Origin of the sequence: Terrabacter sp. Soil810, from assembly GCF_001429645.1 — a bacterium.
Taxonomy (GTDB): domain Bacteria; phylum Actinomycetota; class Actinomycetes; order Actinomycetales; family Dermatophilaceae; genus Terrabacter.
Genome location: NZ_LMSW01000011.1, coordinates 1711094 through 1736477 on the forward strand (window position 1 = coordinate 1711094; position 25384 = coordinate 1736477).

A 25384-nucleotide genomic window follows, 5' to 3' on the forward strand; every position below is an offset into this window, starting at 1 on the left:
TCATCAGCCGACGGCTCCTTCCATCTGCAGCTCGATGAGGCGGTTGAGCTCGAGGGCGTACTCCATGGGCAGCTCACGCGCGATCGGCTCGATGAAGCCGCGCACGATCATCGCCATGGCCTCGTCCTCGGCCATGCCGCGGGACATGAGGTAGAAGAGCTGGTCCTCGGACACCTTGGAGACCGTGGCCTCGTGACCCATCGAGACGTCGTCCTCGCGGATGTCGACGTAGGGGTAGGTGTCGGAGCGGCTGATCGTGTCGACGAGCAGCGCGTCGCAGCGCACGGTCGATGCCGAGTGCGAGGCGCCCTCGAGCACCTGCACGAGGCCGCGGTAGCTCGCGCGCCCGCCACCACGGGCGACCGACTTGCTGATGATCGAGCTCTTGGTGTTGGGAGCACAGTGAACCATCTTGGAGCCGGTGTCCTGGTGCTGGCCCGCGCCGGCGAAGGCGATCGAGAGCGTCTCACCCTTCGCGTGCTCGCCCATGAGGAAGACGGCGGGGTACTTCATCGTCACCTTGGAGCCGATGTTGCCGTCGACCCACTCCATCGTCGCGCCGGCCTCGCAGGTCGCCCGCTTGGTGACGAGGTTGTAGACGTTGTTGGACCAGTTCTGGATCGTCGTGTAGCGCACCCGGGCGTTCTTCTTGACGATGATCTCGACGACGGCCGAGTGCAGCGAGTCCGACTTGTAGATCGGCGCGGTGCAGCCTTCGACGTAGTGCACGTAGGAACCCTCGTCGGCGATGATCAGCGTCCGCTCGAACTGGCCCATGTTCTCGGTGTTGATGCGGAAGTACGCCTGGAGCGGGATGTCGACGTGGACGCCCTTGGGCACGTAGATGAACGAGCCACCCGACCACACGGCCGTGTTGAGCGCTGCGAACTTGTTGTCACCGGCCGGGATCACCGTGGCGAAGTGCTCGCGGAAGAGGTCCTCGTGCTCCTTCAGCGCCGTGTCGGTGTCGAGGAAGATGACGCCCTGGGCCTCGAGGTCCTCACGGATCTGGTGGTAGACGACCTCCGACTCGTACTGCGCGGCGACGCCGGAGACGAGCCGCTGCTTCTCGGCCTCGGGGATGCCCAGGCGGTCGTAGGTGTTCTTGATGTCCTCGGGCAGGTCGTCCCACGTGGCCGCCTGCTTCTCGGTGGACTTCACGAAGTACTTGATGTTCTGGAAGTCGATGCCGGTGAGGTCGGAGCCCCACGACGGCATGGGCTTCTTGCCGAAGAGGCTGAGGCTCTTCAGGCGCAGCTTCGTCATCCACTCCGGCTCGGTCTTGCGGGCCGAGATGTCGCGCACGACGTCCTCGTTGAGCCCACGACGCGCCGTGGACCCGGCCACGTCGCTGTCGGCCCAGCCGTACTCGTAGGTGCCGATGCCCTTGAGGCCGGGGTTCAGCTCTTCGATGTGGGTGGTCATGAGGAACCTTCCTTGACGTGCGTGAGCGTGTCGGTGCTCGTGCGGGGCGTACGCGTGCCGGCGGGCGTGCCCGGCGTGTCGTGGGGAGTCTGGGTGGTCGTGGTGGTCGTGGTGGTCGGGGCGGCCTCCGGGTCAACACCGGCGACCGGCGAGGTCTTCCGGGGACGGGAGCCGATTCCACCGGTCGGGACGAAGGTCGTGCACACGTGGTGTCCGCCCGCGAGGGTCGCGAGGCGCTGGACGTGCACCCCGAGCAGGCGGGAGAACGCGTCGGTCTCGGCCTCGCAGAAGGCCGGGAACTCGGTGGCGACGTGCTGCACCGGGCAGTGACCCTGGCACAGCTGGACGCCGGTCAGGCCGCCGGCCCCGACGGGACGGGCGGTCGCGGCGAAGCCGTCCTCGCTGAGGGCCTCGACGAGGGCCTCGGTGCGAGCGGCGGGGTCGTCACCGGCGGCGGCGAGGCGGGCGGCATACCGCTCCTCGAGCGCGCCGACGCGGCTGCGGGCGAACTCGCCGACGGCAGCCGGACCCGCGTGCTCCTCGAGGTAGCGCAGCACCTCGACTGCGAGCGAGTCGTAGTCGGCTTCGAGGGCGCTGTGCCCGGCGTCGGACACGACGTAGGCGCGGGCGGGACGACCACGGCCACGGCGGCCACCGGTGGGCTCGTGCGGCACGACGGCGCCCTGCTCGACCAGCGCGTCGAGGTGACGACGCACGGCGGCGGGGGTCAGGTCGAGGTGACGACCGAGCTCGGCGGCCGAGATGGGGCCGTCGGCGGAGACCATGTGGAGCACCCGCGAGCGCGTGCGCGACTCGAGCGGCGAGACGTGCTCGCCGTCCTTCGTCTCACGCGGTGCGTGCTCTCCGATAAACACCACACCATTGTGACGTAATTAGGGCCCCAACTTCCAGTTAGGCCCCCCTTACCCTCGCCGGGCGTCCTCAGCGGTCGCCGTCGAGGTCGTCGCAGTCCCCCGCCTCGTCGTCGGCGTCGTCGTCGGCGTCGTCCAGGTCGTCGTCGGCGTCCGGCGGCATGATGACCGACGGCATGCGGGTCCGCGGCGGGGCGACGGCGGCCTCGCCGAACCACCGCCGCCGCAGTGGTGACGTGACCCAGCCCAGCGGGCAGGTGAGGACGTAGCCGTAGGCGAGCGCCATGCCGGTCGCGCCCGGGAAGAGGGCCAGGCCGACGGCGATGACGATGCCGAGCGGGACCGTGATGCGCAGATGCCGCGGCGACAGCAGGTCGCGGAAGGAGCGGAAGCGGAACGACGACGCCATGAGGGCCGCCGGCACCACCCCGGCCACGACGGGCACGAGGGGCGCCCAGTCATAGAGCGGCTCCCCGATGGCGAGCACGGTCGAGATGACGACGCCGGCGGCACCAGGGCTCGCGAGGCCGACGAAGTAGCGCTTGTCGGCGAGCGGGTCGATGGTGACGTTGAAGCGGGCCAGGCGGTAGGCCGCGCAGGCCAGCCAGAACATCGCGCCGGCCCACGCCCAGACGGGGTACGCCGGCAGCGCCCACGTGTAGACGAGCACCGCAGGCGCGATGCCGAACGAGATGAGGTCGGCGAGCGAGTCGAACTGGAGGCCGAAGGGCGTGATGGCGCCGACCGCCCGAGCCACCGCACCGTCGCAGATGTCGAGGATGATCGAGATGCCGACGAGGACGGCTGCCGCCCGGAAGTGTCCCTGGAAGGACAGCAGCACCGACGAGAAGCCGCACAGCATGTTGCCCAGCGTGAAGAGGCTCGGGAGGGTCGCCCGGGCTCGGACACGCGGGTTGAGCCGGTCGAGCGGGATGACCCTGGCCCCGGTGGCCGACACGAGCCGGATGCGCCGGCTCACGCGGTCGCGCCGCCGCGGGCGCTCGTCGGAGGCCGCGTCGCCGGTCACGATGCGTCCGCCGCCGGGAAGCGGCCCAGGACCGTCTCTCCCCCGATGGCGCGCTTGCCCTTGCTGACCTCGAGCTGCACCTCCGGCGGCACGAAGACGTCCATGCGCGAGCCGAACTTCATCAGGCCCATGCGCTCGCCCGTGGCGATCTCGTCGCCCGGCTCGATCCTGGTGACGATGCGGCGCGCCAGCTGGCCCACGAGCTGGCGGTAGACGATGCGACGCGGTCGGCCCGCGACGACGCGCTCGACGATGATCTCGCTGCGCTCGTTCTTCGTGGCGCTCTCGGCGCGGTAGGCGGCGAGGAAGCGGCCCGGCGTGTGCGTGACGTCGATGACGCGGCCACCGTAGGGCGAGCGGTTCATGTGCACGTCGAGCAGGGACAGGAAGATGCTGACCTGCTGCCACTCACCGGGCGGGGCGATGCCCGGCTGCGGCTCCCCCACGTGCATGACGATCCCGTCGGCCGGGGCGAGCACGACGTCGGGGTCGGTCACGGGCGTGCGGTCCGGGGTGCGGTCGGGGTCGCGGAAGAAGAGGGTCACCCCCGCCGTCAGCAGGCCGAGGGCGGCGGTCGTACGCGGTCGGCGGGCCAGCGCAGCGATCACCGTGGGCGCGGCGGCCATCGCGGTGAAGGGCTTGGCGGCTGGGTCGATCTTCACGGGTGGGGTCTCCGTCAGGGTCGAGTCGGGCGGCGGGTGGGGCGGAGCGGGGACGGCGAGGGGGTACGCCGGTGGCGACCGAGGTGCGGTGACCTGGGTCGTCGGGACCGAGCCTAGACTCATGGGCCATGACCGCTGCGGTGACACTGTCCGACCTCCACCGCACCTTCGGTCAGGTCGCCGCGCTCGACGGGCTGACGTGGACGGCACCGGCGGGACGCATCACCGCGGTACTCGGTCCCAACGGCGCGGGCAAGACGACGGCCATCGAGTGCGCCGTCGGGCTCGGCCGACCCGACAGCGGCACGGTGAGGGTGCTCGGCACCGACCCGTGGCAGGCGAGCGCCGACCACCGTGCCCGCGTGGGCGTCATGCTCCAGGCGGGGGGTCTGCCCAACGGCACGAAGCCGCTGCGCCTCCTCCACCACCTCTCCCGGCTCTACGCCGACCCCGTCGACGTCGATGCGGTGGCGCGTCGCCTCGGCGTCACCGACTTCGCGTCGACGACGGTGCGCCGCCTGTCGGGCGGCCAGAAGCAGCGCCTCGCGCTCGCGGCGTCGCTGCTCGGTCGGCCCGAGGTCCTCTTCCTCGACGAGCCCGCCGCCGGTCTGGACCCGCACGGCCGGCTCGACGTGTGGGACCTCGTGGCCGAGCAGCGCGACGCCGGCACCACCGTCGTCGTGACGACCCACTCCTTCGAGGAGGCCGAGCGGCTCGCCGACCACCTCGTCATCATGAACGCCGGACGCACCGTCGCGGAGGGGACGCCCGCCTCGGTGACCGCCGGTCGCTCCCTCGAGGACGTCTACTTCAGCCTGACCCGCAAGGGAGCCGCGTGAGCACCTCGGCCGCCCCGACGACGCCGGGCACCTCCCGCGCCGCCGCCTCCCGCCGGCGCGTCCTGGCCCAGTCCGGCTTCGAGGTGGGGAGCCTGCTCCGCAACGGCGAGCAGCTCCTCGTCTCCCTCGTGCTGCCCGCGATGGCACTCGTCGGGCTCAGCGTGACGACGACCCCGTCCCTCGGCCCGGGCACGCGCATCGACGTGGCGACGCCGGGTGTCATCGCCCTCTGCGTCATCTCCGCCGCGTTCACCGCCCAGGCGATCTCGACCGCGTTCGACCGGCGCTACGCCGTGCTGCGCTACCTCGGCGTCACCCCCCTCGGACGGGGCGGTCTCGTCGCGGCCAAGGTGATCGCGACCCTGGCCGTCGAGGTGCTCCAGATCGGCGTCATCGCCGTGCTGGGTCTCGCGCTCGGGTGGCGGCCGGAGGTCTCCGGGATCCCGTATGCCGTCCTCTTCGTCGTCCTCGGCACGTGGGCCTTCGTGGCCCTGGCCCTCCTGCTCGCGGGCACCCTGCGGGCCGAGGCCGTGCTCGCGATCGCCAACCTCGTGTGGGTGCTGCTGCTCGCCGTCGGCGGTGTCATCGTGCCGCGGACCGAGCTCCCCGCGGGCGTGTCGCACGTCGTGGCCTACCTCCCCTCGGCGGGCCTGGCCGACGGGCTCCGGTCGGCCCTCGTCGACGGTGTGCTGAACCTTCCCGCGCTCGCAGTCGTCGTCGCGTGGGGACTGGTGGCGACGGTCCTCGCGGCGCGTCTCTTCCGCTTCGACGACTGAACCGACGAGACTGGCCGCAGCACGACCACAGGGACCATCCGTACCACCCACCCCACGACCCGATCGGCCGGAGGCGACGTGTTCGACTACATCTTCGGTCTCCCGATGCATGCCCTCGTCATCCACGCCGTCATCGTCCTCGTGCCGCTGTCGGCGCTGTGCGCGATCGCCTACGCCGTCCGCCCCGCGTGGCGACGGGTGCTGCGCTGGCCCACCGCCGCAGGTGCCGTGATCTCGGGGGCCTCGGCCTTCGTCGCGGCCGAGAGCGGCGAGGCCCTGCAGCGCCGGGTGTCCGCCGTGCGAGCGAGCACGACGGACTTCGACCTGCTGCGCGAGCACGTCGAGTGGGGCGACCGCGCCAAGCTGTTCTGCCTGCTGTTCATGGGGATCACGCTCCTCGCTCTCTGGTTCGCCCGGCCCCCGGACGAGGAGTCGCCCCGCGGGCACGCCCTCGACGTCATCGTCAGCACTCTCGTCGTCCTCGCCGCCGTGGCGGCCGTCGTCACCGTCGTCCTCGCGGGCCACGCCGGCTCGCAGGTCGTGTGGAACGACGTGGCCTGAACCCGGTGGCGGGCTTCGCCCACGGCGCGCGCGGGCCTGACTCACACAGCCCCCGGCAGCTCGGGGCGATGCGGGGAGACCGGGCCCGGCGGCATACCCTTGCGGGGTGTCCTCCACGCCAACCGTGACCGACGCCGTCCCCCTGACCGGCCAGAGCCGGCTCGCGCGGGCTGCAGGTCATCTCCCCGCCGTCCGCTCCCGCTGGGTGCGGCCGCTCCTGCTCGCCAACCTCGTCGGCGAGGTCGGCATCGTCGTCACCGGCGGCATCGTGCGCCTCACCGGCAGCGGGCTCGGGTGCAGCACGTGGCCGGAGTGCCAGCCGGGGTCGTTCACACCGGTGCGCACGCCCGAGAGCGAGTTCCACGACCTCGTCGAGTTCGGCAACCGCATGCTGACGGGCGTCGTCACCGTCCTCGCGCTGGCCTCGCTGTGGGTCGTGCTCACGCACTGGCCGCAGCGCCGCCGGCTCCACCGCGTCGCGATCGGCGTCCTCGCCGGCATCCCCGCCCAGGCGGTCCTCGGCGGCATCACCGTCCTGACCGGCCTCAACCCGTGGACCGTCATGTCGCACTTCCTGCTCTCGATGGTGCTCGTCGCGCTGTCGACGGCGCTCGTGCGCGGAGCCCGCGACGACGTCTCGGGCCCGGGCGAGCTCGTCGTCCACCCGCTCGCCCGGACGCTGGCCCTCGGCACGAGCGCCGTGGGCGCGGTCGTGCTGCTCCTCGGCACCATCGTCACCGGCTCGGGGCCGCACTCGGGCGACGCCGACCGGCCCGCCCGCACGGGCTTCGACCCGCGCTTCGTCTCGTGGATGCACGCCGACGCCGTCATGCTCTTCTGCGGTCTCGTCATCGCGACCCTCGTCGCGGTGCGCATCACGGCGACCACCGACGAGGCCCGCCGGGCCTGGACCATGGTGCTCGTCGTCACCCTCGCCCAGGGGCTCATCGGCTACATCCAGTACTTCACGAAGCTGCCCGAGCTGCTCGTCCTGCTGCACATGTTGGGGGCCAGCCTGCTCGTCGTCGCGCTGACGTTCGGCGTCCTGGCCACGAGACGCCATCCGGTCTGACGACCACGCGCCGACGTCACCGGACCACAAGGACTTTCGCCGCTCCGGAGGGCGCGCCGCTGCCTAGGCTGGTGGCGTGCCCACCGTCCTCGTCGTCGACGACGACCCCACCCTGCGCGAGGTCGTCTCGGGCTACCTGACCCGCGCCGGACTCGACGTGCTCGAGGCCGGCGACGGGCTCGACGCGCTGTCCGTGGCCCGGACCCGCTCCCCCGACCTCGTCGTGCTCGACCTGACGCTGCCCGGCCTCGACGGCCTGGAGGTGTTCCGCCGGCTGCGCTCGGAACGCGGCGACCTGCCCGTCGTCATGCTGACGGCCCGGGGTGAGGAGTCGGACCGCGTCCTCGGCCTCGAGATCGGCGCCGACGACTACGTGACGAAGCCGTTCAGCAGCCGCGAGCTCGTGCTGCGCATCCAGTCGATCCTGCGCAGGGCCGCACCGCCGACCGCGGTGGCGGAGCCGGCGGTGACGACCCTCGTGGACGACGACCTGCGCGTCGACACCCGACGCCACCAGGCCTGGCTCGGCAACGCACCCCTCGCGCTGACCAGCCGCGAGTTCGACCTGCTCGCCCACCTCATGGCCCACCCGGGCACGGCCTTCTCCCGGCGGGAGCTGATGGAGCAGGTGTGGGGCTGGGAGTACGGCGACGAGTCCACGGTGACCGTGCACGTACGCCGTCTGCGCGAGAAGGTCGAGACCGACCCCGCGCGGCCCGTCCGGCTCCAGACGGTGTGGGGTGTGGGCTACCGGTGGGACGGCGTCGCCCCCGCGGCGGCGGGCCCGTGATCGCCGAGGCGGCCCTGTTCGCCGCGCTCGCTGCCGTCGCGGTCGGGACCGTCGGCGCGCTCGTCGTCCGGGCGCTCGCCGCCCGCTCCCTCGTCGCCGCCGCGGTGGTGGCCCCCGTCGTCGTCATCCTCACCGTCGCCCTCGGGGTCGTCGTCACGGCGCGGGCGATGTTCATCAACGAGCACGACCAGCTCGTGGTCCTCGTCGTCACCGCCACCTCGCTCCCCATCGCGGCCGTCTTCGGCTGGCTCATCGCCCGACGGGTCCAGGAGCTGATGCGCGCCTCCGCGGAGGAGGCGGCCGAGCGCGACCGCGACCGACAGGTCGAGGAGAGCCGGCGCGAGCTCGTCGCCTGGGTGTCGCACGACCTGCGCACCCCGCTGGCGGGCATTCGGGCGATGGCGGAGGCGATCGAGGACGGCCACGCCCCCGCGGACGGGTCGTACCCGGCGCGCATCCGCTCGGAGGCCGACCGGATGTCCGACATGGTCGGCGGGCTCCTCGCACTCTCCCGCCTCCAGTCCGGCACGCTGCGACTCGACCGGGCACCCGTCGACCTCGGCGACCTCGTGTCCGACGCCCTCGCCTCCGCGCGCGTCCTCGCGGACGGACGCGGCGTCCACGTCGCAGGCTCGGCCCCGACCGGGTCCGTCACCGCCTCGGCCGACGCGGGTGAGCTCTCCCGCGCCCTGTCCAACCTCGTGACGAACGCTTTGACCCACACGGACGCCGGCGGCAGCGTCGACATCTCCCTCACGGCCGACCACGACGTGGCCCGCGTCGCCGTCGCGGACGGCTGCGGCGGCATCCCTGCCAGTGAGCTCGACCGGCTCTTCGAGCCGGGCTGGCGCGGCACGAGTGCGCGGACCCCGGCCGCGGGGGTGGGCGCCGGCCTCGGGCTCGCCGTCGCGCGTGGCATCGCCCGGGCCCACGGTGGCGACGTGACCGTGGCCAACGCCGGCCCCGGGTGCCGCTTCGAGCTGACCCTGCCCCTCACCGAGCCGACGCCGGGCGGTCATCCCTAGGCTGGGGCGGTGACCGACCAGCCGACGCTCCGCGAGGGCGAGCTCGTGCTCCGTCCGTGGACGCTCGACGACAGCGACGCCACCCGGACCCTGCACGACAGCGAGATCGCCCGCTGGTTCGACTTCCCCGTGGCGCCGCCGCCCGTCGAGGAGCACCGGGCCTGGATCGAGCGGACGCGCACCGAGTGGAGCGACCGGTCCAAGGTCACCTACCTCGTCGAGTGGCGCGGGCGAGCCGCCGGCACCGTCGACGTCCGGGTCCAGGAGCCACGCGTCGGCGTCCTGTCGTGGGCCGTCTTCGCGCCGTACCGCGGCCGGGGGCTCGCGTGGCGGGCCGTGCGACTGCTCGTCGAGTGGGCGTTCGAGGCGCTCGACCTCGAGCGGGTCGAGGCGCACGTCAACCCCGACAACCGGGCCTCCGTGCGCACGGCCCTGCGGGCCGGGCTGCGTCGCGAGGGCCACCTCCGCGGCAACGCCACCCTCGCCGGCGTGCGCCAGGACACCGTCGTGCTCGGCCGGCGCCGCGACGACGCCCACCCGGACACCCGCGAGGGCTTCACCGCCATGCTCGACTCGACCCTGCCGACCAAGCGCGCCATCGCCCAGGGCGTCCTGCGCTCGGGCTCGGGGCACCTGCTCCTCTGCGAGCTCGTCTACAAGCGCGAGTGGGACCTGCCCGGCGGTGTCGTGGACCGGCACGAGTCCCCCGCCGCCTGCGTCGTCCGCGAGGTCCGCGAGGAGCTCGACCTGACCGTCAGCGCCGGTCCGCTGCTCGCCGTCAACTGGCTCCCCGCGCTCCACGGCTGGGGCGACGCGACCGTCTTCGTCTTCGACCTCGGCACCGTCGAGGCCGACGTCGTCGAGCGGGCGCACCTACAGCAGCGCGAGATCCGCGACGTGCACTGGACCGGGCCGGACGACTGGCCGGGCCGGGTGGCGCCCTACAACGAGCGGCTGCTCACCGCGCTGCACCGCCACGAGGGCGGCGGGACGCTCTACCTCGAGGACGGCACGCCGACCACGTGAGCGCGCCGGCCGGCATACGGCCTCGGCGGGCGGGTGCGCGTCAGGAGTAGAACGGCAGCGGCAGGTGCCAGATCGGGTCGAGCGCGACACCCACGAAGAGGACCGTGAGGTACGTGATCGAGAAGTGGAACAGGCGCATGGGCTTGAGGACGTCCTCGGCCGCACCCGCACACGCCTTCGCGAGGAGGCGGTGTGCCTCGGTGAGGAAGAGCGCCCCCGCGACCACGGCGGCCACGGTGTAGACCCACCCGACGTGCTGGACCGGCACGAGGGCCAGGGACGTCAGGACCATGGCCCACGAGTAGACGACGATCTGCCGTGCCACGACGACGAAGCGCTCGACGACCGGGAGCATCGGCACGTGCGCGGTGGCGTAGTCGTCCTTGTAGCGCATCGACAGCGGCCAGTAGTGCGGCGGCGTCCAGAAGAAGATGACCATGAAGAGGATGAACGCCGACCAGCTGAGCGAGTCGGTCACGGCCGACCATCCGATGAGCACCGGCATGCAGCCCGCGGCCCCGCCCCAGACGATGTTCTGGGCCGTGCGGCGCTTGAGCAGCAGCGTGTAGCCGAAGACGTAGAAGAGCAGTGCCCCGAGGGCGAGCCAGGCACTCAGCCAGTTGACGAGCAGGCCAAGCCACAGGGTCGACCCGACGGCGAGGGCCACCCCGAAGACGAGGGCTCCCCGCGGGCTGACCGTCCCGGTCACCAGCGGACGTCGGCTCGTGCGGTGCATGACCGCGTCGATGTCACGGTCGATGTAGCAGTTGAGGGTGTTGGCCGCGCCCGCCGACAGCGTGCCGCCGACGACGGTCGCGACGACGAGCCACAGGTCGGGCACACCCTGCTCGGCCAGGAACATCACGGGGATCGTCGTGATGAGGAGCAGCTCGATGATCCGGGGCTTCATCAGGGAGACGTACTGTCCGACGAGGAACTTCAGCCCACTGCCGTCCGGACCGTTCAGCGCCGAGAGGTCGGCGCGGGGGTCCACCGTTGTCACTGAGATCCTCACCGCTGGTACGTCGCTCCGACCCGATGGGTACGTGAGCATTGCGTCGCAAGTCTAGACCGTCACCGCCGACGGCCGGCACCGCACCGGCAGTACGCCGTACCGACCGTCGGGCGAGGTGTCGTCCCTCACAGCGCGGGCACTAGGCTCGTGGCCGTACGTGATCAACCTTTGTTGAAGGAGACCCGTTCCGTGCCCACTGCTGCGTCCAGCACCGCCACGAAGGCGAAGAAGCCCACCCGATCCGGCACCACGCGGACGGCGACGACGAAGGGCCTGCTGGCACAGCGCGACCCGGGTCTGCCGCTGCCCGTGGCGAAGAAGGCCGGCTGGAGCGACCTCGACGTCCGCGCGGTCGACACCACGCGCCTTCTCGCCGCCGACGCCGTGCAGAAGGTCGGCAACGGCCACCCCGGCACCGCGATGTCGCTCGCCCCGCTCGCGTACCTGCTGTACCAGAACGTCATGACGCACGACCCCTCCGACCCGGCCTGGCTGGGGCGCGACCGGTTCGTGCTCTCCTGCGGGCACTCGAGCCTGACGCAGTACATCCAGCTCTACCTCAGCGGCTACGGCCTCTCGCTCGACGACCTCAAGTCGCTGCGCACGTGGGGTTCGCTGACCCCCGGCCACCCCGAGGTGCACCACACCCCCGGCGTCGAGATCACGACCGGCCCGCTCGGCTCGGGCCTGGCGTCCGCCGTCGGCATGGCCATGGCCCAGCGCCGCCAGCGCGGCCTCTTCGACCCCGAGGCCGAGCCGGGCACGAGCCCCTTCGACCACCACGTCTACGTCATCGCCTCCGACGGCGACATGCAGGAGGGCGTCTCGCACGAGGCCTGCGCCCTCGCAGGCCACCAGGAGCTCGGCAACCTCACCGTCGTCTACGACGCCAACCAGATCTCCATCGAGGACGACACCGACATCGCGTTCAGCGAGGACGTCGCGGCGCGCTTCGAGGCCTACGGCTGGCACGTCGTGGAGGTCGACTGGCGCAAGGACGCCGACGGCGCCACCTACGTCGAGGACGTCGACGCCCTGCTCGCCGCGATCCGCTCCGGCGACACGGTGACGGACAAGCCGACGCTCGTCGTGCTGCACACCATCATCGCGTGGCCCGCACCGACGAAGCAGAACACCGGCAAGTCGCACGGCTCGGCCCTCGGCGACGAGGAGATCGGCGGCACGAAGGAGCTGCTCGGCTTCGACCCGAAGAAGACGTTCGTCGTCGAGCCCGCCGTCCTCAAGCACGCACGCGACGTCGTCAAGCGGGGCAAGGCCGCGCACCGCGAGTGGGACAAGACGTACAAGGCGTGGCGCAAGGCCAACCCCGACCGCGCGACGCTGCTCGACCGCATCCTCGCCGGGAAGGCCCCGGCCGGTCTGGCCAAGGCCATGCCCACCTTCCCCGCCGACGAGAAGGGCGTCGCGACCCGCGCCGCGTCCGGCAAGGTCCTCACGGCCATCGCCGACGTCATGCCCGAGCTCTGGGGCGGCTCGGCCGACCTCGCCGAGTCCAACAACACGACGATGGAGGGCCAGCCGTCCTTCATCCCCAGCTCGAAGCAGACGTCGACGTGGAAGGGCGGCCCGTTCGGCCGCACGCTGCACTTCGGCATCCGCGAGAACGGCATGGGCATGATCCTCAACGGGATCGCGCTCGAGGGCCTGACCCGTCCCTACGGCGGAACGTTCCTCGTCTTCTCCGACTACATGCGCCCGGCCGTGCGCCTCGCCGCGATCCAGCAGGCACCCGTCACGTACGTCTGGACGCACGACTCCATCGGCCTCGGCGAGGACGGCCCCACGCACCAGCCGATCGAGCACCTCGCCGCCCTGCGCGCCATCCCCGGTCTCGACGTCGTGCGACCCGCCGACGCCAACGAGACCGCGGCCGCCTGGGCGCAGATCCTCACGAACACCGACGGTCCGGCCGCGCTGTGCCTGACCCGCCAGCCCGTCCCGACGTGGGACCGCAAAACCTACGGCAAGGTGAGCGGCGTCGCCAAGGGCGCCTACGTCCTCGTCGAGGAGTCGCGGGCCGGCGACCCCGACGTCGTCATCGTCGCAACGGGTTCCGAGGTGCAGCTGGCGGTCCAGGCCGCCGAGCGCCTCGAGAAGTCCCGCATCGCGACGCGCGTCGTGTCGATGCCCTGCCGGGAATGGTTCGAGAAGCAGACCCGTTCCTACCAGGACAAGGTTCTGCCGCCGGCAGTCCGCGGCCGTGTCAGCGTCGAGGCGGGGATCTCGATGGGGTGGCACGACGTCGTCGGCGACGCCGGGCGCATCGTGAGCATCGAGCACTTCGGCGCCTCCGCCGACCAGGCCACCCTGTACCGCGAGTTCGGCATCACCGCCGACGCGGTCGTCAAGGCGGCGAAGGACTCCATCAAGGCAGCCAAGGGCTCCGCGACGAAGGCCCCGGGGGTCACCGAGACCAACCCGGCGCGCGCCGCCCAGAGCGCGTCCACCACCGTCATGGGTGACGACGCGACGACCGGCAGCGGCAAGGCCGCCGGTGCGGCAGCCGCATCCGCTACGAGCAAGGGGAAGTGACCAGCATGACCAACCCGAACACCCAGGCGCTCTCACAGGCAGGCGTCTCCATCTGGCTCGACGACCTCTCCCGCGAGCTCATCGAGACCGGCAGGATCTCCGAGCTCATCGAGGAGCGCAACGTCGTCGGTGTCACCTCGAACCCCTCGATCTTCCAGGCGGCGCTGTCGAAGGGCGACCGCTACAACGACGACCTGGCCGCCCTGACCAAGGCCGGCAAGGACGTCGAGGAGGTCGTCCACGAGCTGACGACGGAGGACGTCCGCGACGCGTGCGACCTCTTCCTGCCGCTCTACGAGTCGACGCGTGGCGTCGACGGCCGAGTCTCCATCGAGGTCGACCCGCGCCTGGCCCACGACACCGACAAGACGGTCGAGCAGGCGAAGCAGATGCACGGCGACGTGGACCGCCCGAACGTGCTCATCAAGATCCCCGCGACCAAGGCGGGTCTCCCGGCCATCACGGCGACCATCGCCGAGGGCATCAGCGTCAACGTGACCCTGATCTTCTCCCTCGAGCGCTACCGCGCCGTCATGAACGCCTATCTCGAGGGCCTCGAGAAGGCGCACGCGAACGGCCACGACCTGTCGACGATCCACTCGGTCGCCTCGTTCTTCGTCTCCCGCGTCGACACCGAGATCGACAAGCGCCTCGACACCATCGGCACCGACGAGGCCCGTGCCCTCAAGGGCAAGGCCGGACTGGCCAACGCGCGCCTCGCCTACCAGGCCTTCGAGGAGGTCTTCTCGACGCCGCGCTGGGGCTCGCTCGCCGAGGCGGGCGCGAACGTGCAGCGCCCGCTCTGGGCGTCCACCGGCGTCAAGGACCCGGCCTACCCCGACACGATGTACGTCACCGAGCTCGTGGCCGCCGACGTCGTCAACACGATGCCCGGCAAGACGCTCGAGGCGACGGCCGACCACGGCGACATCCACGGCGACACGGTGACCGGCGGCTACGAGCTGGCCGGCAACGTCCTCGACGACCTCGAGGGCGTCGGGGTCTCCTACACCGAGGTCGTCGACCTGCTCGAGACCGAGGGCGTCGACAAGTTCGAGAAGGCGTGGGGTGAGCTGTTGGACGGCGTCACCGCGGAGATGGAGAAGGTGACGGCATGAGCTCGCTGTCCGTCAGCGCATCAGGAGCAGCGGCGGACGCGATCGGGAGGCACGTGCCGAGCCTCGTCGACGACTCCGTCGCGAGCCGCCTCTTCGCCCAGGACCCCACGCTGTGGGGCCCTGACGCCGAGTCCGAGTCGAGCATCCGCCTGTCGTGGGTGGGCCTGCCGCGCTCGTCGCGCCCCCTCGTCGGAGAGATCGCCGCGCTGCGCGAGTCCTTCTCCGAGCAGGGCCTCGACCATGTCGTGCTCTGCGGCATGGGCGGCTCGTCGCTCGCCCCCGAGGTCATCTGCGCGACGGCCGGCAAGCCGCTCGTCGTGCTCGACTCGTCCGACCCCGACTACGTCCGCCGGGCCCTCGGAGACGACCTCGAGCACACCGTGGTCGTCGTCTCGAGCAAGTCCGGCTCCACCGTCGAGACCGACTCGCAGCGGCGCGCCTACGAGCAGGCGTTCACCGACGCCGGCATCGACCCGGCGTCGCGCATCGTCATCGTCACCGACCCCGGCAGCCCGCTCGACCAGGAGTCCCGCGGCAAGGGCTACCGCGTCGTCAACGCCGACCCGAACGTCGGCGGTCGCTACTCCGCGCTGACCGCCTTCGGTCTCGTGCCCAGCGGTCTCGCCGGCGTCGACGTCGAGGCGCTTCTCGACGAGGCCGAGTCCGTCGCCGACCTGCTGGCCGCCGACGACGACGCCAACCCCGGTCTGCGCCTCGGCGCCGCCATGGGGGGCACCGACCCGCTGCGCGACAAGCTCGTCCTCGTCGACGACGGTTCCGGCATCGTCGGGTTCGCCGACTGGGCCGAGCAGCTCATCGCCGAGTCCACGGGCAAGAACGGCACCGGCGTGCTTCCCGTCGTCGCCGGAGGCGAGCAGGACCCCGAGGTGGCCTGGCCTGCGGCCGACGTCACCGTGGTGCGCCTCGTGGCCGCCGACAACGAGTCCCGCCCGGGCGACGACGTCGCCTCGGAGGTACGCGTGGGCGGCGCCCTGGGTGCCCAGCTGCTCCTGTGGGAGGTGGCGACGGCCGTCGCCGGCCGGCTGCTCGGCATCAACCCGTTCGACCAGCCCGACGTCGAGAGCGCCAAGAAGGCCGCTCGGGCCCTGCTCGACCAGGGGACGGGCGCCGCCGCCGACCCTGCCGCGACGGACGGCTCCGTCGAGATCCGATCGCTCGGCGGCTCGGGCGACTGGCTCGGCGACGCGACGACCGTCCCGGCGGCCCTCGACGCGCTCTTCGCCCAGCTCGACCCGCAGCACGGCTACGTCGCCGTCATGGCCTACCTCGACCGGCTCGCCGACGCCGACCTCGCCGAGTGCCGCGTCCCGCTGGCCCGCCGCACCGAGCGTCCGACGACGTTCGGCTGGGGCCCGCGCTTCCTCCACTCGACGGGCCAGTTCCACAAGGGCGGCCCGGCCGTCGGCGTCTACCTCCAGGTGACCACGGCGCCAAAGGAGGACCTCTCGATCCCCGGTCGCGAGTTCACCTTCGGTGACTTCATCGCCTCCCAGGCCGGAGGCGACGCCGCCGTCCTCGCCGAGCACGGTCGCCCCGTCCTCCAGCTGCACCTCACCGACCACGACGCAGGACTCGCTCAGCTGCGCGAAGCGCTGCTGGCAGGAGGACGTGCATGACTCCGGCGCGCATCTCGCACGGGCACAACCCGCTGCGCACCGCCGAGGACAAGCGCCTCCCCCGCATCGCGGGACCGTGTGGTCTCGTGCTGTTCGGCGTGACCGGTGACCTCGCCCGCAAGAAGCTCATGCCGGCGATCTACGACCTCGCCAACCGTGGGCTGCTGCCGCCGGGCTTCTCGCTCGTCGGCTTCGCCCGAAGGGACTGGGCGGCGCAGGACTTCGGCCAGGTCGTCCACGACGCCGTGAAGCAGCACGCCCGCACGCCCTTCAGCGAGGACGTGTGGCGCAACCTCTCCGAGGGCTTCCGGTTCGTGCCCGGCACGTTCGACGACCCCGCGGCGTTCGACCTGCTCGCCAGGACCGTCGACGAGCTCGACATGGACCGCGGCACGGGGGGCAACCATGCCTTCTACCTGTCGATCCCCCCGGGCTTCTTCGCCACCGTGTGCGAGCAGCTCGAGCGGTGCGGCCTGACGACGGCCGAGGGCGACAGCTGGCGACGCGTCATCATCGAGAAGCCCTTCGGCCACGACCTCAAGAGCGCCCAGCAGCTCAACGAGATCGTCGAGGGGGTCTTCCCGCCCGACTCCGTCTTCCGCATCGACCACTACCTCGGCAAGGAGACGGTCCAGAACCTCCTCGCCCTGCGCTTCGCCAACCAGCTCTTCGAGCCGGTGTGGAACGCCAACTACGTCGACCACGTGCAGATCACGATGGCCGAGGACATCGGCATCGCGGGCCGCGCCGGCTACTACGACGGCATCGGCGCCGCGCGCGACGTCATCCAGAACCACCTGCTCCAGCTCCTCGCGCTCACGGCCATGGAGGAGCCGGTGTCCTTCGACGCCAAGGACCTTCGCGCCGAGAAGGAGAAGGTGCTCTCGGCGGTCCGCCTCCCCGCGGACCTCGACAAGGGCGCCGCACGTGGGCAGTACGCCGGTGGCTGGCAGGGTGCCGAGGAGGTCGTCGGCTACCTCCAGGAGGACGGCGTCGACCCGAAGTCGGTCACCGAGACCTTCGCTGCGGTGACCCTCGAGGTCGACACCCGCCGCTGGGCCGGCGTCCCCTTCTACCTGCGCACCGGCAAGCGACTCGGCAAGCGCGTCACCGAGATCGCCGTCGTCTTCAAGCGCGCGCCGCACCTGCCCTTCGAGCACACCGCGACGGAGGAGCTCGGCCAGAACGCCATCGTCATCCGCGTCCAGCCCGACGAGGGCGTCACCATCCGCTTCGGCTCCAAGGTGCCCGGCGCGCAGATGGAGGTCCGCGACGTCACGATGGACTTCGGCTACGGCTCGTCGTTCACCGAGGCCTCGCCCGAGGCGTACGAACGCCTCATCCTCGACGTGCTGCTCGGTGAGCCGCCGCTCTTCCCGCGGCACGAGGAGGTCGAGTCGTCCTGGCGGATCCTCGACCCGCTCATGAAGCACTGGGCCAAGTCGGGCAAGCCCGAGCAGTACCCCGCGGGGACGTGGGGGCCGCCCTCGGCCGACGAGATGCTCGAACGCGACGGACGTACGTGGAGGATGCCGTGATCCGCGACCTGACCGACACCACGACCACCGGCATCAGCAAGATGCTGGTGCGCCTGCGCAACGAGGTCGGCGCGATGGCGCTGGGCCGGGTGCTGACGCTCGTCGTCGTCGTCGAGGACACCGACGCCGGCAACGCCATCGACATCGCCAACCAGGCCAGCCGCCAGCACCCGTGCCGCATCGTCGTCGTCATCTCGGGAGACCGTCGTGGCAAGAACCGCCTCGACGCCCAGATCCGCCTCGGCGGTGACGCCGGTGCGAGCGAGATCGTCGTGCTGCGGCTCTACGGCGCACTGGCCAACCACGGCCCGAGCGTCGTCGTGCCGCTGCTGCTGCCCGACTCCCCAATCGTGGCCTGGTGGCCCGGCGAGGCGCCGGCCGACGTCGCCAAGGACCCCATCGGGGCGATGGCGCAGCGCCGGATCACCGACGCCGCCGAGCACCGCAACCCGCGGCTCATGCTCAAGAAGCGTGCGGCGAACTACGCCCCCGGCGACACCGACCTCGCGTGGACACGCCTCACCCGGTGGCGCGGCCTGCTGGCCGCGGCGCTCGACCAGCCGCCCTACGAGCCGATCACCGGCGCCGTCGTCAGCGGCGCTCCGGACTCCCCGTCGTCCGACCTGCTGGCGGGCTGGCTCTCGCGACGGCTGCGGGTGCCCGTGCACCGGGTCTCCACCCCACGCGGTTCGGGCATCAGCTCGGTCCGTCTCGAGCGCAAGAGCGGCCCCATCGACCTCGTGCGCCCCGGCGACGTCGTCGCGACGCTCTCGCAGACCGGCCAGCCCGACCGTCGGATCAGCCTGCCCCGGCGCGAGCTTCCCGAGTGCCTCGCCGACGAGCTGCGACGCCTCGACCCCGACGACGCCTACGAGGACGCCCTGCTGCACGGCATCCAGGCGCTCCAGCCGGTGCGTCTCACCGCCGCCGCCGCGGCCAAGGCGGGCAAGGCCCCGGACCCCGCCGCGTCGCGTCGACTCGCTGCCCGGCTCGGCCGGGACGAGTCCGCGCAGGAGGCCAGCGCGATGATCACCGCTCCCCCGGCGCCCGAGCATGCCGAGACCGCCGACGTGCACGCGGCGACGGTCCGCAAGCTCGCCGGCAAGCGCACCCCCCGCGAGAAGCAGGCCGCCAAGGCCCGCAAGAACTCTGACGCGACGTCGTCGACCCCGACCGGCGGCGAGACGACCTCGGGCACGGCGGCGACGAAGAGCGCCCCGGCCACGTCGGGGTCCGCGGCGAAGCGGTCGACGGCCAAGCGGGCGAGCACCGGGCGTGCGGGGGCGAAGGCCGCCGCGACCAGGACCTCGGCGACCAAGGCCGTCGCGAAGAAGACCGCGACGCGCACCACCGCGGGCACGCGCAAGGCCTCGGCCAGGAAGTCCACCACGCCCACGGCCACGAAGGCCTCCGCCACGAACGCGACGGCGAGCGGGACGGCCACCTCGTGAGCGGCGAACCGCGGGTGGTCGTCCACCCGGACAAGCAGTCCCTGGCCGACGCTGCAGCCGCTCGGCTCGTCACGGCGGTGATCGACGCGCAGACCCGCAACCCCGAGGCCCAGGTGGCCCTGACCGGCGGGTCCATGGGCTCGGCGATCATCGCCTCCGTCCTGAGGACCCCGGGTCGCACGGCCGTCGACTGGTCACGGGTCCGGGTCTGGTGGGGCGACGAGCGCTACCTCCCGGCCGGTGACCCCGACCGCAACGACACCCAGAACGACGAGGCCGGTCTCAGCGCGCTGGGACTCGACCCCGCGAAGGTGCACCGGGTGGCCGGCCCCGACGTCTCGCAGAGCGCCGAAGCCAGCGCGGAGGCCTACGGCCAGACCATCCGCGAGCACGGCCAGAAGACCTGGGACGTCGTGCTGTTCGGCGTGGGTCCGGACGGTCACGTGGCCTCGCTCTTCCCCCACCACCCCGCCCAGCGGCTCACCGACGCCATCGCCGTCGCCGTGCACGACTCGCCGAAACCGCCACCGGACCGGGTGAGCCTCACCTTCGAGTGCTTCGAGCGCTCGCACGAGGTGTGGTTCCTCGTCTCCGGAGCCGACAAGGCCGAGGCGGTCCGGGCCGCCCTGGCCCCCGGAGCGGACCGCTGGGACGTCCCGGCGGCCGGCCCGGTGGGCACCGACGCGACGCTGTGGCTCGTCGACGCTGACGCGGCGTCGGAACTCGACTGACCGACGCCCGCGGTAGGGCGTCAGCCCCGGCGGACGGCATACGCCGGCGGACGGGCATACGACACGACGAAGGGCCCGGGAGGATCTCATCTCCCGGGCCCTTCGTCGTCAGGTCGCCCAGTGGGGCGACCCGTCAGCTCACTGGATGAGGCCGCGCTCGCGCAGGGTGCTGAGGGCCTCGTCGAGGATGGCCGCACCGTCGGCGTCGCTGCGACGCTCCTTCACGTAGGCGAGGTGCGTCTTGTAGGGCTCGACCTTCGGCGGGGCCGGAGGGTTGTCCTTGTCCTGACCGGCGGGGAAGCCGCAGCGCGGGCAGTCCCACGTCTCGGGCAGGACCATGCCGGGCTCCTCGGCGAAGCTCGGACGTGTCTCGTGCCCGTTGGAGCACCAGTAGGAGATGTGGACGCGAGGGGCGGCGTCGCCGCGCTCGGCCTCGCCCATGGGGCCGGCGCCGACCCTGCTTCCACGAATGGCGTTACCGCTGGCCATCTGTCCGTCCTCTCAGCTCGCGAAACGGGCCAGGAGGCCCAGACCGATGATCGCCGTCGCCCACACGAGCGCCACGGCCACCGTGAAGCGGTCGAGGTTGCGCTCGGCGACCGATGAGCCACCGAGCGACGTGGACATGCCCCCGCCGAACATGTCGGACAGGCCGCCACCCTTGCCCTTGTGCAGCAGGATGAAGAGGGTCAGGACCATGCTGGACAGCACCAGCAGGACCTGAAGCACGATGCGAACCGCATCCACGTGGTCACTCCAAATCGTCGGGATCTCGGGGGTCGTCCGGCCGGTCGGCCACTCCCCCGCGTGTTCCGGGGCTCGGGCAAGGATACCTGCCCGAGTGCCCATCGGCCGAACGGCCCCGGTCGGGGTCCGCCCGGCCGGGGGAAACGGCTCAGGACGTGGCGAGGTGGTCGCGGTAGCGACAGATCGACGCGAACTCCGTCGGGTCGATCGACGCACCACCCACGAGGGCGCCGTCGACGTCCTCCTGGGCCATGATCGCCGCGATGTTGCCGGCCTTGACGCTGCCGCCGTAGAGCACGCGCACGCCGTCGGCGACGTCGCCGCTGTAGAGCTCGGCGAGCAGCGTGCGGATGGCTGCACACACCTCCTGCGCGTCGTCGGGGGTCGCGACCTCGCCGGTGCCGATGGCCCAGATCGGCTCGTAGGCGATGACGACCGACGCGGCCTGCTCCTTGGTCACCCCGTCGAGGTTCTCGCGCAGCTGGGCGAGCACGTGCTCGACCTGGCGACCCTCCTTGCGCACGTCGAGCGCCTCGCCGCAGCAGAGGATCGGTGTGAGGCCGTGGGCGTAGGCCGCCTTGACCTTGGCGCCCACGACGGCGTCGGTCTCGCCGTGGCCCTCGCGTCGCTCGCTGTGGCCGACGGCGACGTACGTGCACCCGAGCTTGGCGAGGAAGGCGCCGGAGATGTCACCGGTGTAGGCGCCCGACGTGTGCGGCGACAGGTCCTGCGCGCCGTACCTGAGGTCGAGCTTGTCGCCCTCGACGAGGGTCTGCACCGAGCGCAGGTCGGTGAACGGCGGCAGCACCGCGACCTCGACGGCCGCGTGGTCGTGCTTCGCGTCGCGCAGGGTCCAGTCGAGCTTCTGCACGAGGTGCGTCGCCTGGAGGTGGTCGAGGTTCATCTTCCAGTTGCCGGCCATGAGCGGCACGCGCCCGACCGGCTTGGTGTCCTTCGCCATCAGGCGTCGCCCTCCTCGAGCACGGTGAGTCCGGGCAGCTCCTTGCCCTCGAGGTACTCGAGGCTGGCGCCGCCACCGGTGGAGATGTGGCCGAAGTCGGAGTCGGCGAAACCGAGCTGTCGCACCGCGGCTGCCGAGTCGCCGCCGCCGACGACGGTCAGGGCTCCCTGGGCGGTGATCTCGACGAGCGCCTGCGCGAGGGCCTTGGTGCCGGCGGCGTAGGGCTCCATCTCGAAGGCACCCATCGGGCCGTTCCAGAAGACGGTGCGGCAGTCGGCGAGCTTCTCGGCGAAGAGCGCGCTCGACGCGGGCCCGATGTCGAGGCCCATGCGGTCGGCCGGGATCGCGTCGGCCGCGACGACCTCGTGGGCCGCGTCGGCGCTGAACGCGTCGGCCGCGACGACGTCGACGGGCAGGACGATCTCGACACCCTCCTTCTCGGCACGGTCGAGGTAGCCCTTGACGGTGTCGATCTGGTCAGCCTCGAGCAGGCTCTTGCCGACCTCGTGCCCCTGGGCGGCGAGGAAGGTGAAGACCATTCCGCCGCCGACGATGAGGCGGTCCGCGGTGCCGAGCAGGTTGCCGATGACGCCGAGCTTGTCGGACACTTTCGCGCCGCCGAGGACGACGGCATACGGCCGCTCGGGGTCCCGGGTCAGGCGACGCAGCACGTCCACCTCGGTCGACACGAGGTCGCCCGTGGCGTGCGGCAGCAGGCGCGCGACGTCATAGACCGACGCCTGCTTGCGGTGCACGACCCCGAAGCCGTCGGAGACGAAGACGTCTGCGAGAGAAGCGAGCTCGCCCGCGAACTCGGCTCGCTCGTCGTCGGTCTTGGTGGTCTCACCGGCATTGAAGCGGAGGTTCTCGAGGAGCAGGACCTGCCCGTCCTCCAGCGCAGCCGCCTTGGCCCTCGCGTCGTCGCCGACGGTGTCCTCGGCGAAGACGACGTCGCTGCCGAGCACCTCGCCGAGCCGCTTCGCGACCGGGGCGAGGGAGTACTTCGCCTCGGGGGCACCCTTGGGGCGTCCGAGGTGCGCGCAGACGATCACGCGGGCGCCGGCGTCGGCCAGACCCTTGATCGTCGGGGCCGAAGCGCGGATGCGGCCGTCGTCGGTGATCGTCGAGCCGTCGAGCGGCACGTTGAGGTCGGACCGGACGAGGACGCGCTTGCCGCGCAGGTCCCCGAGGTCGCTGGTGGTCTTCACGCGGGATGCCTCTTCGTCAGTTGGGAGTGGGGCCGGGCACGGGTGACATGGGTGCGGCCACCGCCCGGGCGCTCCGGAGAGCACCGAGGGCGGTGGCCGAGTGGCTCAGAGGGACTGACCGACGAGCGCGACGAGGTCGACGAGGCGGTTGGAGTAGCCCCACTCGTTGTCGTACCAGCCGACGACCTTGACCTGGTTGCCGATGACCTTGGTGAGGCCGGCGTCGAAGATGCAGGAGGCCGGGTCGGTCTCGATGTCCTTGGAGACGATCTCGTCCTCGGTGTAGACGAGGAAGCCCTTCATCGGGCCCTCGGCGGCGGCCTTGACGGCGGCGTTGACCTCTTCGACGGTTGTCTCGCGACCGGCCTCGAAGGTCAGGTCGGTGGCCGAGCCGGTCGGCACCGGGACGCGCAGCGCGTAGCCGTCTAGCTTGCCCTTGAGCTCGGGCAGCACGAGGGCGACGGCCTTGGCGGCACCGGTCGTGGTCGGGACGATGTTGAGGGCGGCGGCACGGGCCCGGCGGAGGTCCTTGTGCGGCGCGTCCTGGAGGTTCTGGTCCTGGGTGTAGGCGTGGATCGTCGTCATGAGGCCCTTGACGATGCCGAACTCGTCATTGAGGGCCTTGGCCATCGGCGCCAGGCAGTTCGTCGTGCACGAGGCGTTGGAGATGACCGTGTGGGCGGCCGGGTCGTAGAGCTCGTGGTTGACGCCCATCACGATCGTGATGTCCTCGTTCTTGGCCGGGGCCGAGATGATGACCTTCTTGGCGCCACCGTCGATGTGCGCCTTGGCCTTCTGGGCGTCGGTGAAGAAGCCGGTGGACTCGACGATGATGTCGGCGCCGACGCCGGCCCAGTCGATGTTGGCGGGGTCGCGCTCCTCGAAGACCCGGATGGCCTTGCCGTCGACGATGATCGACGTGTCGTCGTAGGTGACCTCACCGGGGAAACGGCCCAGGATCGAGTCGTACTTGAGCAGGTGGGCGAGGGTCTTGTTGTCCATGAGGTCGTTGGTTGCCACGACCTCGATGTCGGCTCCGGACGCCACGATGGCGCGGAAGAAGTTGCGGCCGATGCGGCCAAAGCCGTTGATACCAACGCGAACGGTCACTGCTGTGCACCTCTTCGGTGAGACTGTGTGTCGGACGAAATGCCAGACCTTGGGCCGCCCCGTTGCGACCTCGATCACACCACACCCTAGTGCGTCGCCCCAGACGCCCAAGCGGCAGTCTCAGGGCTTGGTGAGCACGCGCTCAGCACGCGCTCAGCGTGCTCAGGCCGACGGGCGAGCACCCGAACGGACCCCGGCAGGCGCGTGATCAGGTCTCGAGCATGTCGGGCGTGAGGTTCGCGTCGGTGCCGGCGACCCCGAGCTCCTCGGCCCGCTTGTCGGCCATGGCTAGCAGGCGACGGATGCGACCGGCCACGGCGTCCTTCGTCATGGGCGGCTTGGCCAGCTGGCCGAGCTCCTCGAGGCTGGCCTGCTTGTGCTCGAGGCGCAGCACCCCGGCCTCGCGCAGGTGGTCGGGGACGTCCTCGCCGAGCAGCTCCATCGCGCGCTCGACCCGGGCGCCGGCGGCGACGGCGGCGCGTGCCGAGCGGCGCAGGTTGGCGTCGTCGAAGTTGGCGAGCCGGTTGGCCGTCGCCCGGACCTCGCGCCGCATCCGCCGCTCCTCCCACGCCATCACGGCGTCGTGGGCGCCGAGACGGGTCAGCATCGCGCCGATGGCGTCGCCGTCACGGATGACGACGCGGTCGACGCCGCGGACCTCGCGGGCCTTGGCCTGGATGCCGAGACGGCGGGCGGCACCGACGAGGGCGAGTGCCGCCTCGGGCCCGGGGCAGGTCACCTCGAGCGCCGACGAGCGTCCCGGCTCGGTGAGGGAGCCGTGGGCGAGGAACGCGCCACGCCACGCGGCCTCGGAGTCGCACGTCGCGGCACTGACGACCTTGGGGGGCAGGCCCCGCACGGGACGGCCACGCGTGTCGATGAGCCCGGTCTGTCGGGCCAGGGTCGCGCCCTCCTCGACGACCCGCACGACGTAGCGCGAGCCGCGACGCAGGCCACCGGCGGCGAGGACGAGGACGTCGCTCTTGTGGCCGTAGACCTCGGCGATGTTGCGGCGCAGGCGGCGCGCGGCGTTCGCGGTGTCGAGCTCGGCCTCGACGACGATCTGTCCCCCGATGATGTGGAGGCCTCCGGCGAAGCGGAGCATCGTCGAGACCTCGGCCTTGCGACAGCACGGTTTGGTCACCTCGAGGCGTGAGAGCTCGTCCTTCACCTTTGCTGTCATGGCCATGGGCGACATCCTGCCACCCTGATCAAGCACCCTCGCGCCGGAGCCCCGGCG

At 71.7% G+C, this 25384-nt stretch carries 24 protein-coding genes; 13 read left to right on the forward strand and 11 right to left on the reverse strand.

Annotation, left to right across the window (positions count from 1 at the left end; translation table 11 throughout):
* Positions 1 to 3: 3 nt before the first annotated feature.
* The 4 genes from sufB to ASG96_RS13875 form a co-directional block, all read right to left on the reverse strand.
* A complete protein-coding gene (gene sufB / locus ASG96_RS13860) occupies positions 4 to 1425 on the reverse strand; it encodes a Fe-S cluster assembly protein SufB (protein ID WP_056757109.1) in 1422 nt (473 codons plus the stop codon).
* Complete coding sequence (locus ASG96_RS13865; RefSeq protein ID WP_082591773.1) at positions 1422 to 2303, reverse strand: metalloregulator ArsR/SmtB family transcription factor; 882 nt, start codon at positions 2301 to 2303, stop codon at positions 1422 to 1424. Before ASG96_RS13865 ends, sufB begins: the two co-directional genes overlap by 4 nt.
* A gap of 64 nt (positions 2304 to 2367) precedes the next feature.
* The gene (locus ASG96_RS13870; protein WP_056757114.1) at positions 2368 to 3324 is read right to left on the reverse strand and encodes a phosphatidylcholine/phosphatidylserine synthase; all 957 of its coding nucleotides are present in this window, start codon (positions 3322 to 3324) and stop codon (positions 2368 to 2370) included.
* Positions 3321 to 3986 carry a phosphatidylserine decarboxylase gene (locus tag ASG96_RS13875; RefSeq protein ID WP_056757117.1) on the reverse strand — a complete coding sequence of 222 codons (666 nt, stop codon included), beginning with the start codon at positions 3984 to 3986 and terminating at the stop codon, positions 3321 to 3323. The genes ASG96_RS13870 and ASG96_RS13875 overlap by 4 nt, the downstream gene beginning before the upstream one ends.
* Before the next feature lie 128 nt (positions 3987 to 4114).
* Here ASG96_RS13875 and ASG96_RS13880 point away from each other — a divergent pair, with 128 nt between their 5' ends.
* From ASG96_RS13880 to ASG96_RS13910, 7 genes are all read left to right on the forward strand, one after another.
* Positions 4115 to 4825: an ABC transporter ATP-binding protein gene (locus ASG96_RS13880; RefSeq protein WP_056757120.1), complete on the forward strand. Its 711-nt coding sequence runs from the start codon at positions 4115 to 4117 to the stop codon at positions 4823 to 4825.
* Positions 4822 to 5601 (forward strand): ABC transporter permease, encoded by a 780-nt coding sequence (locus ASG96_RS13885; protein WP_056757122.1) that lies wholly within the window; start codon positions 4822 to 4824, stop codon positions 5599 to 5601. The genes ASG96_RS13880 and ASG96_RS13885 overlap by 4 nt, the downstream gene beginning before the upstream one ends.
* 78 nt (positions 5602 to 5679) lie before the next feature.
* On the forward strand, positions 5680 to 6162 hold the full coding sequence (locus ASG96_RS13890) for a DUF2231 domain-containing protein (RefSeq protein WP_056757124.1): 483 nt from the start codon (positions 5680 to 5682) through the stop codon (positions 6160 to 6162).
* Positions 6163 to 6304: 142 nt separating this feature from the next.
* Positions 6305 to 7234, forward strand: a complete 930-nt coding sequence (locus ASG96_RS13895) for a heme A synthase (RefSeq protein ID WP_056757699.1) — start codon at positions 6305 to 6307, stop codon at positions 7232 to 7234.
* A 76-nt stretch (positions 7235 to 7310) separates the two neighbouring features.
* On the forward strand, positions 7311 to 8024 hold the full coding sequence (locus ASG96_RS13900; protein WP_056757127.1) for a response regulator transcription factor: 714 nt from the start codon (positions 7311 to 7313) through the stop codon (positions 8022 to 8024).
* A complete protein-coding gene (locus ASG96_RS13905; protein ID WP_082591805.1) occupies positions 8021 to 9049 on the forward strand; it encodes a cell wall metabolism sensor histidine kinase WalK in 1029 nt (342 codons plus the stop codon). The genes ASG96_RS13900 and ASG96_RS13905 overlap by 4 nt, the downstream gene beginning before the upstream one ends.
* Positions 9050 to 9058: 9 nt before the next feature.
* Positions 9059 to 10075, forward strand: a complete 1017-nt coding sequence (locus ASG96_RS13910) for an NUDIX hydrolase (protein ID WP_056757133.1) — start codon at positions 9059 to 9061, stop codon at positions 10073 to 10075.
* 40 nt (positions 10076 to 10115) lie between these two features.
* Here ASG96_RS13910 and ASG96_RS13915 read toward each other — a convergent pair whose 3' ends face one another.
* On the reverse strand, positions 10116 to 11090 hold the full coding sequence (locus tag ASG96_RS13915; RefSeq protein WP_369813591.1) for a heme o synthase: 975 nt from the start codon (positions 11088 to 11090) through the stop codon (positions 10116 to 10118).
* 189 nt (positions 11091 to 11279) lie between these two features.
* Here ASG96_RS13915 and tkt point away from each other — a divergent pair, with 189 nt between their 5' ends.
* Genes tkt through pgl form a run of 6 tightly spaced genes read left to right on the forward strand, consistent with a single transcriptional unit; the run spans position 11280 to position 20118 of the window.
* On the forward strand, positions 11280 to 13643 hold the full coding sequence (gene tkt, locus ASG96_RS13920) for a transketolase (protein WP_057588236.1): 2364 nt from the start codon (positions 11280 to 11282) through the stop codon (positions 13641 to 13643).
* A 5-nt stretch (positions 13644 to 13648) separates the two neighbouring features.
* The gene (gene tal, locus ASG96_RS13925; RefSeq protein ID WP_056757702.1) at positions 13649 to 14761 is read left to right on the forward strand and encodes a transaldolase; all 1113 of its coding nucleotides are present in this window, start codon (positions 13649 to 13651) and stop codon (positions 14759 to 14761) included.
* Positions 14758 to 16398 (forward strand): glucose-6-phosphate isomerase, encoded by a 1641-nt coding sequence (locus ASG96_RS13930; protein ID WP_057588237.1) that lies wholly within the window; start codon positions 14758 to 14760, stop codon positions 16396 to 16398. Before tal ends, ASG96_RS13930 begins: the two co-directional genes overlap by 4 nt.
* The gene (gene zwf / locus ASG96_RS13935; protein ID WP_056757144.1) at positions 16395 to 17936 is read left to right on the forward strand and encodes a glucose-6-phosphate dehydrogenase; all 1542 of its coding nucleotides are present in this window, start codon (positions 16395 to 16397) and stop codon (positions 17934 to 17936) included. The genes ASG96_RS13930 and zwf overlap by 4 nt, the downstream gene beginning before the upstream one ends.
* On the forward strand, positions 17933 to 19387 hold the full coding sequence (opcA, locus tag ASG96_RS13940; protein WP_200958619.1) for a glucose-6-phosphate dehydrogenase assembly protein OpcA: 1455 nt from the start codon (positions 17933 to 17935) through the stop codon (positions 19385 to 19387). Before zwf ends, opcA begins: the two co-directional genes overlap by 4 nt.
* On the forward strand, positions 19384 to 20118 hold the full coding sequence (pgl, locus tag ASG96_RS13945) for a 6-phosphogluconolactonase (RefSeq protein WP_057588238.1): 735 nt from the start codon (positions 19384 to 19386) through the stop codon (positions 20116 to 20118). Before opcA ends, pgl begins: the two co-directional genes overlap by 4 nt.
* A gap of 138 nt (positions 20119 to 20256) precedes the next feature.
* Here pgl and ASG96_RS13950 read toward each other — a convergent pair whose 3' ends face one another.
* The 6 genes from ASG96_RS13950 to whiA form a co-directional block, all read right to left on the reverse strand.
* Positions 20257 to 20607, reverse strand: a complete 351-nt coding sequence (locus tag ASG96_RS13950) for an RNA polymerase-binding protein RbpA (protein ID WP_081633871.1) — start codon at positions 20605 to 20607, stop codon at positions 20257 to 20259.
* Between the two features lie 12 nt (positions 20608 to 20619).
* Positions 20620 to 20865 carry a preprotein translocase subunit SecG gene (gene secG / locus ASG96_RS13955; protein ID WP_020144105.1) on the reverse strand — a complete coding sequence of 82 codons (246 nt, stop codon included), beginning with the start codon at positions 20863 to 20865 and terminating at the stop codon, positions 20620 to 20622.
* A gap of 148 nt (positions 20866 to 21013) precedes the next feature.
* Entirely contained in the window at positions 21014 to 21826 is an 813-nt protein-coding gene (gene tpiA, locus ASG96_RS13960) for a triose-phosphate isomerase (protein ID WP_057588239.1), read from the reverse strand.
* Positions 21826 to 23034, reverse strand: a complete 1209-nt coding sequence (gene pgk / locus ASG96_RS13965; RefSeq protein ID WP_057588240.1) for a phosphoglycerate kinase — start codon at positions 23032 to 23034, stop codon at positions 21826 to 21828. Before pgk ends, tpiA begins: the two co-directional genes overlap by 1 nt.
* Positions 23035 to 23139: 105 nt before the next feature.
* On the reverse strand, positions 23140 to 24144 hold the full coding sequence (gene gap, locus ASG96_RS13970) for a type I glyceraldehyde-3-phosphate dehydrogenase (protein WP_056757155.1): 1005 nt from the start codon (positions 24142 to 24144) through the stop codon (positions 23140 to 23142).
* 208 nt (positions 24145 to 24352) lie between these two features.
* On the reverse strand, positions 24353 to 25333 hold the full coding sequence (whiA, locus tag ASG96_RS13975; RefSeq protein WP_056757158.1) for a DNA-binding protein WhiA: 981 nt from the start codon (positions 25331 to 25333) through the stop codon (positions 24353 to 24355).
* Positions 25334 to 25384 lie beyond the last annotated feature (51 nt).

Bases quoted from the DNA above. Each gene is read 5' to 3' on its own strand.
- sufB (WP_056757109.1), bottom strand. From the start codon at position 1,425: ATGACCACCCACATCGAAGAGCTGAACCCCGGCCTCAAGGGCATCGGC.
- ASG96_RS13880 (WP_056757120.1), top strand. From the start codon at position 4,115: ATGACCGCTGCGGTGACACTGTCCGACCTCCACCGCACCTTCGGTCAG.
- tal (WP_056757702.1), top strand. From the start codon at position 13,649: ATGACCAACCCGAACACCCAGGCGCTCTCACAGGCAGGCGTCTCCATC.
- ASG96_RS13930 (WP_057588237.1), top strand. From the start codon at position 14,758: ATGAGCTCGCTGTCCGTCAGCGCATCAGGAGCAGCGGCGGACGCGATC.
- zwf (WP_056757144.1), top strand. From the start codon at position 16,395: ATGACTCCGGCGCGCATCTCGCACGGGCACAACCCGCTGCGCACCGCC.
- ASG96_RS13950 (WP_081633871.1), bottom strand. From the start codon at position 20,607: ATGGCCAGCGGTAACGCCATTCGTGGAAGCAGGGTCGGCGCCGGCCCC.
- tpiA (WP_057588239.1), bottom strand. From the start codon at position 21,826: ATGGCGAAGGACACCAAGCCGGTCGGGCGCGTGCCGCTCATGGCCGGC.
- whiA (WP_056757158.1), bottom strand. From the start codon at position 25,333: ATGGCCATGACAGCAAAGGTGAAGGACGAGCTCTCACGCCTCGAGGTG.